The sequence below is a fragment of the Rhodothermales bacterium genome (assembly GCA_039944855.1).
Taxonomy (GTDB): Bacteria; Bacteroidota; Rhodothermia; order Rhodothermales; family JANQRZ01; genus JBBSMX01.
The window spans coordinates 491,915-506,464 of record JBDUXZ010000005.1; the positions used below are offsets into that span (position 1 = coordinate 491,915).

At 67.8% G+C, this 14,550-nt stretch carries 10 protein-coding genes; 4 read left to right on the forward strand and 6 right to left on the reverse strand.

Annotated elements, in window-relative coordinates:
- Positions 1-126 precede the first annotated feature (126 nt).
- From ABJF88_04680 to ABJF88_04690, 3 genes are all read left to right on the forward strand, one after another.
- Positions 127-1,593 (forward strand): ATP-binding protein, encoded by a 1,467-nt coding sequence (locus tag ABJF88_04680; protein MEP0546205.1) that lies wholly within the window; start codon positions 127-129, stop codon positions 1,591-1,593.
- Between the two features lie 142 nt (positions 1,594-1,735).
- The gene (gene lon, locus ABJF88_04685) at positions 1,736-4,261 is read left to right on the forward strand and encodes an endopeptidase La (GenBank protein ID MEP0546206.1); all 2,526 of its coding nucleotides are present in this window, start codon (positions 1,736-1,738) and stop codon (positions 4,259-4,261) included.
- A 270-nt stretch (positions 4,262-4,531) separates the two neighbouring features.
- Positions 4,532-5,542 carry an SH3 domain-containing protein gene (locus ABJF88_04690; protein MEP0546207.1) on the forward strand — a complete coding sequence of 337 codons (1,011 nt, stop codon included), beginning with the start codon at positions 4,532-4,534 and terminating at the stop codon, positions 5,540-5,542.
- A gap of 14 nt (positions 5,543-5,556) precedes the next feature.
- Here the strand turns inward: ABJF88_04690 and ABJF88_04695 are convergent, their stop codons facing one another.
- Entirely contained in the window at positions 5,557-5,796 is a 240-nt protein-coding gene (locus tag ABJF88_04695; protein ID MEP0546208.1) for a hypothetical protein, read from the reverse strand.
- Positions 5,793-6,092 (reverse strand): hypothetical protein, encoded by a 300-nt coding sequence (locus tag ABJF88_04700; protein MEP0546209.1) that lies wholly within the window; start codon positions 6,090-6,092, stop codon positions 5,793-5,795. Before ABJF88_04700 ends, ABJF88_04695 begins: the two co-directional genes overlap by 4 nt.
- A 116-nt stretch (positions 6,093-6,208) precedes the next feature.
- Between ABJF88_04700 and rsgA the strand changes: the two genes are divergently transcribed.
- A complete protein-coding gene (gene rsgA / locus ABJF88_04705; protein MEP0546210.1) occupies positions 6,209-7,174 on the forward strand; it encodes a ribosome small subunit-dependent GTPase A in 966 nt (321 codons plus the stop codon).
- A gap of 19 nt (positions 7,175-7,193) precedes the next feature.
- On the opposite strand, the gene ABJF88_04710 is transcribed toward rsgA, so the two are convergent.
- From ABJF88_04710 to treS, 4 genes are all read right to left on the reverse strand, one after another.
- Positions 7,194-7,799: a hypothetical protein gene (locus ABJF88_04710; protein ID MEP0546211.1), complete on the reverse strand. Its 606-nt coding sequence runs from the start codon at positions 7,797-7,799 to the stop codon at positions 7,194-7,196.
- Positions 7,800-7,846: 47 nt separating this feature from the next.
- Entirely contained in the window at positions 7,847-10,417 is a 2,571-nt protein-coding gene (topA, locus tag ABJF88_04715; GenBank protein ID MEP0546212.1) for a type I DNA topoisomerase, read from the reverse strand.
- A gap of 143 nt (positions 10,418-10,560) precedes the next feature.
- On the reverse strand, positions 10,561-10,914 hold the full coding sequence (locus ABJF88_04720; protein MEP0546213.1) for a hypothetical protein: 354 nt from the start codon (positions 10,912-10,914) through the stop codon (positions 10,561-10,563).
- A 241-nt stretch (positions 10,915-11,155) separates the two neighbouring features.
- The gene (gene treS, locus ABJF88_04725) at positions 11,156-14,524 is read right to left on the reverse strand and encodes a maltose alpha-D-glucosyltransferase (GenBank protein ID MEP0546214.1); all 3,369 of its coding nucleotides are present in this window, start codon (positions 14,522-14,524) and stop codon (positions 11,156-11,158) included.
- Between the last annotated feature and the right edge of the window lie 26 nt (positions 14,525-14,550).

The following is a 14,550-nucleotide window of genomic DNA, read 5'->3' on the forward strand; positions in this document are numbered from 1 at the left end:
CGACGGCCGCGCCGTAGCGCCCCTTGCACCGGGGCCTCGTCGGCTGCTATTCTACTCTGCTCGGTTGCCGCCGCTCCCGGCCGCCGAGCGTTGACGGCTCTGCTCTACCCCTCACCCGCCCCTCCGATGGAACCGAGTCCCTCCGACGTCCTTCCCCTCCTGGCCCCCGAACTCCTCGCGGCCACTGCCACGGCCGAAGGCAAGCGGCTGGGCTCGAATGCCGCGTGGGACGCCGTCTTCGGGCGGGGCGAGCTGTGGGAATGCCTCGAGCCCGAGGACCGGCGCTTCGCCGGGGAATACCTCGCCGAGGCCGGCGCCGGTGCCCTCGTCACGCACCAGGTCTTCCTCGTCGCCCGCCACCACAAGGACCTCCCGGCCCCGATCCTCCTCAACTTCCTCCCCGTCCACGTCCCCGACGCCGCCATCGGCGCGCGCCCCGTCGTGATCACGGGCGAAGTGCTGCAAGAGCCGACGCGCTGGACGATGGACCAGACGAAGCGCCGCCGGATGGAGCTCCTCGGGCAGATGGCGATGGGGATCGCGCACGACTTCAACAACCTCCTCACGAGCATCCTCGGCCACGTCGAGTTGATGACGAGCGACCCACACACGGAACCCGACGCGCAGGATCAACTCCTCACCGTCCGCCGGGCGGCCCTCGACGGCGCCGCGCTCGTCCGCAAGATCCAGCGCTACATCCGCCACGAGAACGAGCAGCGGTTCGCCCCGCTCGACCTCTCCGACCTCGTGGACGAGGTGGCCTCACTGACGCGGCCGTACTGGTTTAACGAGCCGCGCCGGCAGGGCATCTCGATCCGCCTCGCGAAGAAGCTCCACCCCGTCGCCCCGATCCTTGGGGACGAGGCCGAGCTGCGCGAGGTGTTCGTCAACCTCATCCTCAACGCCGTGCAGGCGATGCCGGACGGCGGCACGCTCACGCTCTCCACCCACGCCGACGGCGACGCCTACACCGTCGCCGAGGTCCGCGACACCGGCACGGGCATGCCGGAGGCGACGCGGCAGCGCATCTTCGAGCCGCTCTTCACGACGAAGGGCGAGAACGGGACGGGCATGGGGCTCCCGGTGTCGTACGGGATCGTGAAGGAGCACGACGGCGCGATCGAGGTGCAGAGCGAATCGGGCAACGGGACCGTGTTCACGCTGCGCTTCCCCGCCCGCGCCGCCGAGTCGATCCCCGCCGCAGCGTCCGCCGAGCCGACACCGCTCGCCGACGACGCGACCTCGTATCGCGTGCTCGTCGTGGACGACGAGGCGATGGTGCGGAACGTGACGGCCAAGCTCCTCCGCCTCCGCGGCCACGCCGTCGAGGAGGCCAGCGGCGGGACAGAAGCGCTCGAAAAGCTCGCCGACCACCCCTTCGACCTCGTCGTCACCGACCTCGGGATGCCGGAGATGAGCGGGCACGAGTTGGCTTACCGCATCCGCCAGCACCATCCCCATCTCGGCATCGTTCTGCTCACCGGCCACACCGACGCCGAGGACAAGTCCGCCCACGTCGATGTCGTCGTCAAGAAGCCCTTCCAGATCGACGCGCTCGACGCGACGATCCACCGCGTGCTCGGCAGCACGTAGCGGACCGGGGAGACGAGCGGGGCTCCCCTCCCCGTCCGCCACTTTGGCACGTGCGCCGGTTGGCATGGTTTTGGGCATTTCCTCCACGCTGCGCGGCCCCCATCTCCGCGCCCCCACGACTCCGAACGACAAGGTCCATTTCATGAATCGAATCCCGCTGTGGCTCGCCGACGAAGAGGCGGCCCAGAGTATCCCCCTCCTCACGCCCGACGAGGAGAAGAAGATGCACGAGGCCGACCTCCCCGGCGACCTCGCCGTGCTCGCCCTCCGCAACACCGTCCTCTTCCCCGGCGTCGTCCTTCCCATCACCGTCGGGCGCGACGCCTCGCTCAAGCTCGTCAAAGACGCCTACGCCGGCGAACGCCTCATCGGCGTCGTCTCCCAGCACGACGCCGACGTCGAAAATCCGAACCCCGACGACCTCTACCGCGTCGGCACGGCGGCCACGATCCTCAAGCTGATCAAGATGCCCGACGGCTCCGTCAGCATCGTGATCCAGGGCAAGCGGCGCTTCCGCATCACCGAGTTCACGCAGGAGGACCCCTACCTCCGCGCCACCGTCGAGCCCATCGACGAAGACGTGCCGGACGAAGACGTCGAGCTCGCCGCCCGCGTCCGCTCCATCAAGGAGCTCGCGATCCAGATCGTGAACATGAGCCCGAACCTCCCCAGCGAGGCGGCCTACGCGATCCAGAACATCGAGTCCCCCAGCTTCCTCATCCACTTCATTGCGTCGAACCTCCAGATCGACGTCGAGAACAAGCAGGAGCTGCTCGAGACAATCCCGATCATCGAGCGCGCGCAGCTCGTGACGAAGTACCTCCAGCAGGAGATTCAGGTGCTCCAGATCTCCGAGGAGATCCGCTCGAAGGTAAAAACCGACGTCGACCAGCAACAGCGCGAGTACCTCCTCCGCCAGCAGCTCAAGACGATCCAGGACGAACTCGGCGAGAGCGAGGGCGGCGCGGCCGAGGCCGGCGAACTCCGCGAACGCCTCGAAAAGCGCGGTGACGAGCTGCCCGAGCGCGTCCGCGAGACGCTCGAAAAAGAGCTCACCAAGCTGGCCCGCACGAACCCCGCGAGCCCCGAGTACGGCGTCGTCCGCAACTACGCCGAGACGATCCTCGACCTCCCGTGGCGGCACTACTCCGAGGACCACCTCGACATTAAACGGGCCGAGGAGATCCTCGACGAGGACCACTTCGGGCTCGAAGACGTCAAGCGGCGCATCCTTGAATACCTCGCCGTGCTGAAGCTGAAGGGCGACATGAAGGCCCCGATCCTGTGCTTCTACGGCCCGCCCGGCGTCGGCAAGACCTCGCTCGGTAAGAGCATCGCGCGGAGCATAGACCGTGAGTTCGTGCGGATGTCGCTCGGCGGCGTCCGCGACGAGGCCGAGATCCGCGGCCACCGGCGGACCTACATTGGCGCGCTCCCCGGCCGCATCCTCCAGGGCCTGAAGAAGGCGGGCACGTCGAACCCCGTGTTCATGCTCGACGAGGTGGACAAGCTCGGCGCCGACTTCCGGGGCGACCCGTCCTCGGCCCTGCTCGAAGTCCTCGACCCCGAGCAGAACGACAGCTTCAACGACCACTACCTCGAGCTCGACTACGACCTCTCGAAGGTCCTCTTCATCGCCACGGCGAACTACCTCGACCAGATCCCGCCGCCGCTACGCGACCGGATGGAGATCATCGAGATCAACGGCTACACGCCGTCGGAGAAGCTCGCGATCGCGAAGCAGTACCTCGTCCCGCGCCAGGTCGAGCGCAATGGGTTGAAGGAGGAGCAGTTCGAGATCACCGACGACGCCCTCGCGCTCATTATCGAGGGCTATACGCGCGAGAGCGGCGTCCGCCAGCTCGAACGGACGATCGGCTCGGTCGTCCGCGGCGTCGCCAAGAAGGTGGCGCTCGGCGAGACCGAGCACGAGACGATTGAGCGCGACGATGTCGAGACCTACCTCCGCAGCCGGAAGTTCTTTTCCGACGTGGCCGAGCGGACCGAAGTGCCCGGCGTGGCAACGGGCCTCGCGTGGACGCCCGTCGGCGGCGACATCCTCTTCATCGAGGCCAGCCTCAGCCGGGGCTCCGGCCGCCTCATCCTCACCGGCCAGCTCGGCGATGTGATGAAGGAGAGCGCGCAGGCCGCGTTTTCGTACCTCAAGGCCCACGCCGAGGAGCTGTCGATCCCGCTCGATGCCTTCCGCTACTGGGATGTCCACGTCCACGTCCCCGCCGGTGCCATCCCGAAAGACGGTCCGAGCGCAGGCGTGGCGATGATCTCCGCGCTGACCAGCATCTACACCCAGCGCTGCGTCAAGCACACCGTTGCCATGACGGGAGAGATCACGTTGCGCGGGCTCGTCCTCCCCGTCGGCGGAATCAAAGAGAAGGTGCTGGCCGCCAAGCGCGCCGGGATCGAGAAAGTCGTCCTCCCCGAGAAGAACCGGAAGGACATCGACGAGATCAAAGAGAGCGCGATTGAAGGACTTGAGGTCGCGTACGTCTCGCGCATCAGCGAGCTCTTCGAGCACGTCTTGGAGACGAAGGCCCAGGCCGATCCCGAGGAGAAGTTCGCCCTCCCCGAGCGGGAAAAGCAGCTCATCGCCGGCCACAGTCATCCCGCCCCGCAGCCGACTGCCGAGGGCGAGACGGTGATGCAGTAGCCAAGCGCATAGACATACGCTGGGTTGCGGGCCGCTCGTTATCGCACGGGCGGCCCGCTGTTTTTCTTGTACTGAACGCCCCTCCGCATAGCCCGCCAGTGTTTTATCATTCCCCGCCGAACAATGGGAACGATTTCTGTATTCTTCTACACGGTGTAATGACTTGACCTCCCTGTAGCCTGTCCCTATCATCTCATGCACACGTTAGCCGGAAGACAAACTCTAGAAAATCCCGAGTCTTCGATGACCCTCTTTCCCCCTGCCTTGAGCATGAGAGCCCGCCTCGTACTGTGCTTCGGGATCGTGGCATGCCTTTTCGCGCCTGTCGCCAGCGCGCAGTCCGGCGCCCCCTCCCGCTCGTCGACATCGAGCGAAACCATGGCGACGGGGCAGCAGGTGGGCTACCTCCTCGCCGACAAGGTTTACGCCAAACCAGACGCCTTCTCCGAGGAGGTTTCGTCCATCACCCGCGATGACCAGGTGCGGATTACCCCCGTCGCCAATCAGGAAGGGTGGTACGAGGTGTACAAGGTGGGCGAGTCCGTGCGCGCAGGTTTCGCCTTCCGCCCCTACGTCTCCCGCTTCGGATCGGCGGGGTTGGCCTCCTACAAGCCCGAAGAGAACCGGCGGACTGGCGGCGAACGTGCGTCCGCGGACGAGCCGCTGTCTGAGGTGGTGTTCGCTGCGGTGCCTGCGGGAACGGGCGCGATCCGCATCGTCAACGAGTGGGCGAACGTCCGTGTCGGGCCGGGGATGAACTATGAGGCTTTCGGGGTCGTCCGGCCAGGTGTCCCCTTCCAAGTGCTCGCGGTCGATCGGGGGTGGGGCAAAGTCCGACTTACCGGCGAGCGGGAGACGGGGTACGTCTCCGCCGCGCTCTTCCACGCCCTCCCCGATCCGGAGCCCGCTCCCGTCGCGGCTCCCATCGCCGAAGAGGCCGTCCGGTCCGCCGTGATCGGCGGCGTGGCCGGAGGCGGTGCAGAAGGACAGGTCGAGAACACCCAGGCTGAGGCGCTGCGGGAAGTGCTCGCCGGGTCCGGCGTCAACAGCGAGGCAACGGTATACGTGACGCGCACGGGGCGGAAATTCCACCTGGAGGGCTGCAAGCACCTCCGCTCGCGCACGTTCGCCATCCCGCTCGCCGAAGCGATGCTCGACTACTCCCCCTGCCGCACGTGCAAACCGCTGCAACCCCGCGAGGCGGAGGGAGACGGCACGCCTGAAGGAGAAAACGCACCCGACGACGAAAACGAATCAGAGGACGACGAGTCCGGCGCGTAACACCCGTCGATCCGTCAGCGCTCCTCGTCCCACTCTTCGAGGATCTTGGCGTCCTCCATCGTGGGGTCGAGCTCGCGCTTGAAAGCCCGCTCGGCTTCGGCAACCGTGTCTGCCGCGCGGTCGAGTGTCTTGTCGATCAGGTCGGCCGTGAAGCGAATGGCGGAGCCCCCCAGCAAGGCGGCCTTGCCGGCGAGGCTCGCCTGCTCGAACCGGGCGATCCAGCGTTCGGTCTTATCCGTGGGCCCCTCGCTCATTCGTCCTCCTCGCTCGATTTCTTGCCGCGCGACGGCGCACGCTTGTCCGAGGTAGGCGGCGCGGCCGGGTTCGGCGCATCGGACTCGTCGCCCTCCTCCCGCCACGAGCCGAAGTCGAAGTTCGCCGCCCGATCCAGCACATCGGCGAACTGGCGCCCCGTTTCTTCGATGGCCTGCCCAATCGTGGCGAACGTCGCCTCCAGAACGAAGGCGGTTTTATCTTGGGTCTCCAGCTTCTCAAACTCGGCGCGCGTTTTCGAGTACTGCTTCCGCGCATCCTCACGGGCTTCCGGCATCGTTGTCAGGGTTAGCGTACGGCGCGAGCCGGCGATGCCTTCGCCGGTCCCGACCGCACTTCAGTGAGTCGGTCTACACGCTCGTTTTGACGGGACCCTCCCCCGCAAGTTTCACCATGCCCGACGCCCCCGATCCCTCCTCACCTGCCGTCCGAGAGGGACTCGTCCTCCGCTCCACCGGCAGTTGGTACGAGGTCCGCACCGACGACGGCGAGATTTTCCAGGCCCGAGTGCGCGGGAAGTTCAGGCTCGAAGAGCGCGACGTCACGAACCCCGTCGCGGTCGGCGACCGCGTGGCGATGCGGATGGACGCCGACGGAACCGGACTGATCGTCGAACTCCTCCCCCGCCACAACAAGCTGAGCCGGCGGGCGGCGGGCCGGCGGGCCGGCCGCGAGCACGTGCTCGTGGCGAACGTGGATGCGGCGTGGTGCGTGCAGGCGTCGCGGCTCCCCTCGTTCAACCCCGGCTTCGTGGACCGCTTCCTCGTCATGGCCGAGGCGTACGGCGTCCCGGCGGGCATCGTCGTCAACAAGTCGGACCTCATCGTGCGCGAGGATCACGCCGAAGACGTAGCCTACTGGCAGGGGCTGTATGCGAGCCTCGGCTACCCCGTCCTCCTCGTGAGTGCCGAGACCGGCGACGGCATTGAGGGCTTCCGCGAGCGGCTGGCAGGCAAGATCTCCGTCGTTGCCGGCCCCTCCGGCGTCGGGAAGTCCACGCTCCTTAACGCCGTCGAGCCGACACTGGGGCTCCGCACGGGCGAGGTGAGCGAGAAGACGAAGAAGGGCCGCCACACAACGACGTTCGCCGAGCTCCTCCCCGTCGCAGGCGGCTACGTCGCCGACACGCCCGGCATCCGCGAATACGGGATTTGGGACATGGCCCCAGAAGAGCTCTCAGGCTACTTCATCGAGATGCTCCCCTATCTCAGCGACTGCAAGTTCTCGCCCTGCACGCACGACCACGAGCCGGAGTGCGCCGTCAAAGAGGCCGTCGAGAACGACGAGATCGCGCCGGAGCGCTACCTCTCGTACCTCAACATCCTCGCCTCGCTGCAGGGTGACGACGTCGGTCGGTAGCCCGAGCGGCAGCGGCCGACTACCCCAACTCGTCTTCGGTCTGTGCTTCGACGAAGTCCAGCTCGTCCGTGTCTGCCGGGCCAACAATCAGAATCATGTACTTCACCGTGTTATAGAGCATCAGCACGATGACGACGAGGAGACCGCCGAGCACGGCCGACGCGCCGAGGAAGGCGTAGTAGAGCACGTCGTACCACGAGGCGGCCACGTTGTCCGCCTGCTCGACGGGGATGTTGAGGCAGAGCAGCACGATGGTCGCCGCGATGAACGCGACGGTATCAAGGAGCGCGATCTGGCGGACGCGCTCGTAGTGGTCCTGCTTGAGCTTGCTGTTCGCGTTCGCACTCAGGCTGAGGAGCGTCAGCATCAGCGCGAGCGTCGTCGCCGAGGCCGTCATCACGCCCGAACAGAGAAACCGCGTCGTGGGAAGCATCCCGTTGAGGAGCGCCCTCGCCTCCGCCCCGCTCGTCTCACCCACGGCCCACGCCCCGCCGAACGTCACGACGAGCGCGATCGCGCCGCCCGTCAACGTCCAGCGCCAGTCCTCGGAGAACAGCCGTTCCAGCAGCGTCTGCGACGTGGGCTCCCCTTCGTCCTCGGATGCGCTTCCTTTTTGAGCGGCCATCGTGAGCTATCGGCGTGCTGGTCCGGTGGGTCGGCCGGACGTGCTTGTTACGCGGTCTTCTTCCGACGACCGCCTTTCTTCCCGCCCTTCTTGCCCGCCTTCTCGGCTAGCAGTTCGACGGCCTGCTCCAGCGTCACGTCGTCCGGCTCGGTGCCCTTCGGGATCGTCGCGTTCGTCCGCTTGTGCTTGACGTACGGGCCGTAGCGCCCCTCGAAGACCTCGATCGGGTCGCCGGTTTCGGGGTGCGCGCCGAGCGTGCGGAGCGGCTTGTTCTTCTGCCGCTTCTGTGCGAGCAACTCCACCGCCCGATCGAGCTTCACCTTCAGCACGTCGTCCTCGGCTTTGAGCGAGGCGAAGAGGCTGCCGTGCTGGACGTACGGGCCGTAGCGGCCGATGCTCGACTTTACGACCCCGCCATCGGGGTGCTCGCCGAGCGTGCGCGGGAGCGAGAGCAGCCCGAGCGCGAGCGGCAAGTCCACATCCTCCGCCTTCACCCCCTTCGGGAGCGAGGTCCGCTTCGGCTTGCCTTCCTGATCGTCGTCGCCGAGTTGGACGTACGGGCCGTAAGGTCCCTGCTTGACGAGGACGGGCTGGTCGAACTCCGGGTGGATGCCGAGGATTTCGTCCGGCTTGTTGCTCGTGCGGAGAAGGTCGCGCAGGCTCGCCTCGTCGGCGTCGGCCGGGGCGAGGGCTTCGGGGAGCGAGGCCGTCTTCGTCTCGCCGTCGAGCTCGCCTTCGACGTACGGACCGAACTTGCCGACGCGGACGCGGAACGGCCCCCACTTCGGGTGCTCGATCGTCGACATCTCGCGGGCATCGATCCCTTCGAGCCCGGCCTCGACGCGGGGCTCGATCCCGCTGTCGCCGCGGAAGAAGCGTTCGAGGAAGCGCACCGGCTCCTTGTCGCCGCTCGCGATGTCGTCGAGGATCTGCTCCATCTCGGCCGTGAAGCCGGTGTCGACGAGCTGCTCGAAGTTGTGCTCGAGGAGGTTGTTCGTGGCGAAGGCGGTGAATGTCGGGGCGAGCTGCTTGCCGTCGCGGCGGACGTAGCCCCGGTTCACGATCGTGTCGATGATGGACGCATACGTGCTCGGGCGGCCGACGCCCTCGCTCTCCAGCATGCGGACGAGCGTCGCGTCGGTGTAGCGCGCCGGCGGCTTCGTCTCGTGGCCGAGCGCTTCGACGCCGTGGCAATCGGGCGTATCGCCCTCGTTGAGCTCGGGGAGCGGGTTGTCGCGGTCTTCGAGCGCCGCGTTCGGATCGTCGGAGCCCTCGACGTAAGCGCGGAAGAAGCCGGGGAACTCGACGGTCTGCCCGTTCGCGCGGAACGTCGCCTGCTCCGGCCCGGCCTCGCCGGCCGTGATCTCGGCGCGCGTCTGCCGCAGCTTCGCGTCGGCCATCTGCGTGGCGACGGTCCGCTTCCAGATGAGGTCGTAGAGCTTGCCTTCGACGCCGCTCAGTCCGATCTCGCTCTTCGTCCGCATCTGCGTGCCGGCCGGGCGGATAGCCTCGTGCGCCTCCTGCGCCCCGCTGCTCTTCTTCGCCGAGAACTGCCGTGGCTTCGGCGAGAGGTACTTCGCGCCGTACCGCTCTTCGACGGCGCGGCGGCTCGCGCCGATGGCCTCCGACGAGAGGTTCGGCGAGTCGGTCCGCATATACGTGATGTGGCCCTGCTCGTAGAGCTTCTGCGCTACGCGCATCGAGTCGCGGGCGGAGAGCCCGAGCTTGCGGTTGGCCTCCTGCTGCATCGTCGACGTGATGAACGGCGGCGCGGGCCGCCGTGTGATCACCTTCGACTCGACCGACGCGACGCGCCACGGCTCGCTCGGGAGCCGGTCCGCGAGATCCTTCGCCTGCGCCTCTTCGAGCACGAAGGCGTCCGATCCCTCCTTCAGCTTGCCCGTGTTCTCGTCGAAGTCACGGCCCGTCGCAAGCTTCTGCTCGCCGAGCGCCACGAGGGTGGCTTCGAACTCCTGCTTGGCCTGCTCCAGCGTCGCCTTGAGGTCCCAGTAGCCGGCCGACACGAAGTCGAGCCGCTCGCGCTCGCGCTGGACGAGCACGCGGACGGCGACGCTCTGCACGCGCCCGGCCGAGAGGCGCGGGGCGATCTTCTTCCACAGGAGGGGGCTGATCGTGTAGCCCACGAGCCGGTCGAGCACGCGCCGCGTCTCCTGCGCGTCGACGAGCCGCTGGTCGATCTCGCGCGTGTCGGTGAGGGCGTGCTGGATGGCCTCCTTCGTGATCTCGTGGAACACCATCCGACGCACCGGCACTTTCGGCTTAAGCACTTCGAGGAGGTGCCAACCGATCGACTCGCCCTCGCGGTCCTCGTCCGTCGCGATATAAAGCTCGTCGGCGTTCTTGAGCGCGTCCTTCAGTTCCTTCACCACCTTCCGCTTCTCCTTCGGGATGACGTAGACGGGCTGGTAGCCCTCGTCCACGTTCACGCCGAGCGTGCCCCACGACTCCTTCTTAATGGCGGCGGGGACTTCGGAGGCGGAGGACGGCAGATCGCGGACGTGGCCCATGCACGCCTCGACCTGGTACTCCCCTTTCGCGAGGAAATTGCGGATCGTGCGGGCCTTGGTCGGGGACTCTACGACGACGAGTCGTTTCATACGGGGGCGATGTGGGTGAGGAGCAGGGGGCAAGAATATACTCGGCGGGGCTGCCAACATTGCGGCACGCCTCACACGCGGCGCACTCCGCCGCGTTCCGCCCTCACCCCGGCTTCACCGCGTACGGGGCGGTCGATCCACGCTTAGCTCCTGGCATCCTGATGGAGCAGCCGCCCGTTCAGCGGGTCGATCGTGCAGTCCGTCCCAACGAAGTTAGCTACCACCAGGGGGACGCGGCTGACGATCTGAGCATAGAAGTCGGCCGACGTGTTCGTCGGGTGCTGCGCCGTCCACATATGCTCGCCCGCGGGGGTGTAGCCCCGGAGGTTCTGGACCTGACCCAACCGATTCTCGTGCGCCGCGAGAGCGACCCAATCGAACAGGAGAACGACGCGCTCCTCAATCCGAACCCCATCCAACACACGGACCGGGACCGGCCACCGGTGCCCGGCGACTTCGACGGTGCGTCCGTCGAACGTGAGACCTGTTGCGCCCATCCGTTCGGGTAACGTCCAGTCCGACTCCACCCTGTGCCGCTAGAGTGTGTTATGGACTCGCCCCCTCGGAGGGGGGCAGCAAGCCCCGCTTGCGGGGCGAGCGGGGGGTCCGCAGCGTTCGAGGAGCCCGATGCGGTCGCGTCGAGCGAGGCGGACCCCCACCTGTCCTCCCCCTCCGAGGGGGAGGGACGCGATCTGAACGCGCTCGCTGGGTTCGACTCACCTGCGTTCATAACACGCTCTAGCTGTTCTGTTCGAGGAAGGCGACTTCGGCGGGCTCGCGGACGAGGCGGAGGAGGGTGTGGAGCGGGAGCCACGCCCATGTGGGGCGGTGGTTCAGCTCGTAACGGACCTCGTAGAGCGCTTTGTCGAGGAGGTAGGCCCAGAGGAAGGGGCGGCGGACGCCACGCGGGAGGAGGAAGTCGGCGTCCTCGGCCGTGCGGAGGTAGGCGTCGGCGAAGGTGAGGTCGCACCAGTGGACGAGCTGCTCGGCCCACGGGCCGAGGGGGCTGTCGCCGTCGTGGGCTCCGTCGGCACCGCCGTTGGCGTGGGGCAGGCTGGTGGCGAGGGGGGCATACGTAGCGTAGGCGAGGGAGCGGAGCATGCCGGCCACGTCGCGGAGCGCGTAGTCGTGCCGCCGCCGCTCGGCGACGGTCCGCGCGGGCTCGCCCTCGAAGTCGAGGATGTAGAACTCGCCGTCGGCGAAGACGGTCTGGCCGAGGTGGTAGTCGCCGTGGATGCGGATCTTCTGGCGCGTCACCTCGCTCTCGCGGAGGGCGTCGAGGCTGTCGAGGGCGCGGTCCCACTCGGCGTCGGTGGGAAGCTCGCCGAGGTCTTCGCCGTGGGCGCCGAGCATCTCGCGCGTCCGCTCGGCCTCGCTTCGGATGCGGGCGATGAGCGCGGCGGTGTCGTCGGGGCTGCCCTCGCGCGGGGCGAGCGCGTCGGCCTCGGCTTCGGCGAGGGCGAGGTGCATCTCGGCGGTGCGGACACCGAGCGTCCGGGCGAGCTCGATCATCTCGGGCGCGGCGTCTTCGAGCCAGCCCGGCAGCCCGGTCTCGGAGTTGACCGGCGCTTCGAAGCTGGAGAGCGGGAGGTCGGCGACGCGGCTGTAATACTGCCCGACCTTCTCTACGGCGTAGGCCCAGCCGTCGGCCTCGACGTCGAGCGCCTGCTGCACGACGCCCATCGCGTAGGCCACGTCGCCGCGCCGGAACGTGGCCGTCCCGAGGAGGGGCGGTACGAAGCGGAAGCCGACGCGCGTGAGGTGGCCGAGGAGTTCGACCTCGGGGTTGACGCCGGCTTCGAGCCGGCGGTAGAGCTTGACGAAGAGGCGGCGGCCGTCGTCGGTGTCGACGAGGGCGGCGGAGTTCGACTGCTCGCCGGAGAGCGGGCTGGCCTCGACGGCGACCGCGCCGCGGAGCGCGTCGTCCATCTCACCCGCGTAGACCCCGCGGAGGGATCGGCCCTTCCCGCCCCGCTGCCACCAGTTGAAGAGGCTCGTCCAGAAGTCCGCGAGGGCCGTCGCGTCGCAGAGGAGGACGCGGCCGTCGGGGCCGTCCACCCACGCGAGCGCGGCGGCGGGGTGCGAGGCGAGCACGGCCTCGGCGTCGGCGCCGGAGGCCGTGGCGAGGGGGAGGAGGTAGGTGTCGGTGCGCTCGCCGGTGCCCACGCGCAGGAGCGAGAGGTAGACCGGGCGCGGCCGGGCCTGGATACGGACGGCGTCGGCGACCTCGACGCGGACCTCGCCCTCGGCCTTCGCCCCGAACCACCGCTGGCTGCCGACGTATGCCGGCAGGAGCGCTTCGAGCCGCTCCATCCCGCCGCCCGACGCGAGGGTGTGGACGAGCAGGTTCTCCAGCCCCTCCGTGACGCGGAGGACGGGGATTTCGCGTTCGTCTCCCTCGGCCCGCGGCCCGATCGCCTTCCGCGTCTCCCGCTTGACCTCCTCCTCCGGCACGAGGGCGAACCAGTAGAACCGGTGCGGCCCGATCGGGAGGTGGTAGGGCTCCTCGCCGATCGCGGGGAACGGCGACTGGCTCATGAGCTCGACCGGCACGAGCCCCTGCAGGTCCGCGTCCGGCGGCAGGAGGGAGGACTGCGTGAAGCGGGAGAGGTTCGCCACGACGAGCACGCGCTGGTGGCCTTCCGGCCCCTCGTATTCGCGGACGAACGCGAGCACGGCCTCGTTCTCGAGCGGGATCGTCCGCATCGTGCCGCGCCCGAAGGCTTGGGCGTAGTGCTTGCGGAGGCCGAGCATCCGCCGCGTGAAGTGGAGGAGGCTGTGCGGGTTGGCCTCGGCGTCCTCGGCGTTCACGAACTCGTAGGCGTAGAGCCCCTTCCCGATCGTCGGCATGAAGAGGCGGTGGTGCGGGGCGCGGCTGAAGCCGCCGTTCTTGTCTGGGCTCCACTGCATCGGCGTGCGGACGCCGTTGCGGTCGCCGAGGAAGGGGTCGTCGCCCATGCCGATCTCGTCGCCGTAGTATAGTACCGGCGAGCCGGGGAGCGAGAGGAGGAGGGCGTTGAGCAGCTCGATCTGGTTCCGGTCGCCGCCGAGGAGCGGGGCGAGCCGGCGGCGGATGCCGACGTTGATGCGGAAGCGGGGGTCGGAGGCGTACTCGTTCCACATGTAGTCCCGCTCCTCGTCCGTCACCATCTCGAGCGTGAGCTCGTCGTGGTTGCGGAGGAAGATGGCCCACTGCGCGTCCTCGGGGATGTCCGCCGTGAGCTCCAGCATCTCGACGAGCGGGCGGCGGTTCTCGCGGCGGAGCGCCATGTAGAGCCGCGGCATGATGGGGAAGTTAAACGACATCTGCACGCCCTGGCCGTCGGCGAAGTAGGGCAGCGTGTCCTCGGGCCACTGGTTCGCCTCGGCGAGGAGCACCTTCCCCGGCCCGTACCGCTCCTCGACCGCCTGCCGCAGCTCGACGATGTAGTCGATGGTTTCGGGGAGGTTCTCGCTCGTCGTCCCCTCGCGCTCGAAGAGGTAGGGCACGGCATCGAGTCGGAGCCCGTCCACGCCCATGTCGAACCAGAAGAACATCACCTCCCGCATGGTCTCGCGGACCTCGGGGTTGTCGTAGTTGAGGTCGGGCTGATGGGAGAAGAACCGGTGCCAGTAGTACTTCTGCGCCTTCTGGTCCCACGACCAGTTCGAGACCTCGGTGTCGGTGAAGATGATGCGGACCTCGGGGTACTTGTCGGCCGTCTCGCTCCAGACGTACCAGTCGTGCTTGTCACTCTCGGGGTCGCGGGCCTCCTGAAACCACGGGTGCTGGTCCGAGGTGTGGTTGAGCACGAGCTCGGTGATGACGCGCATCCCGCGCTCGTGCGCCTCGTCGAGGAACGCCTTGAAGTCGTCGAGGTCGCCGTGGACGGGGAGGACCTTGTAGTAGTCGGCGGTGTCGTAGCCGTCGTCGCGGAGGGGCGACTGGAGGAAGGGGAGGAGCCAGAGGGTGTTGACGCCGAGCCGTTCGAGGTAGGGGAGCTTCGCGCGGAGGCCGGCGAAGTCGCCGTAGCCGTCGTCGTCCGAGTCGAAGAACGAGCGGACGTGGAGCTCGTAGATGACGGCGTCTTTGTACCAGAGGGGATCCGTGAGGAAGTCGGTCGGCATAGAGGAGAGTGGTAGAGACGCAGCAT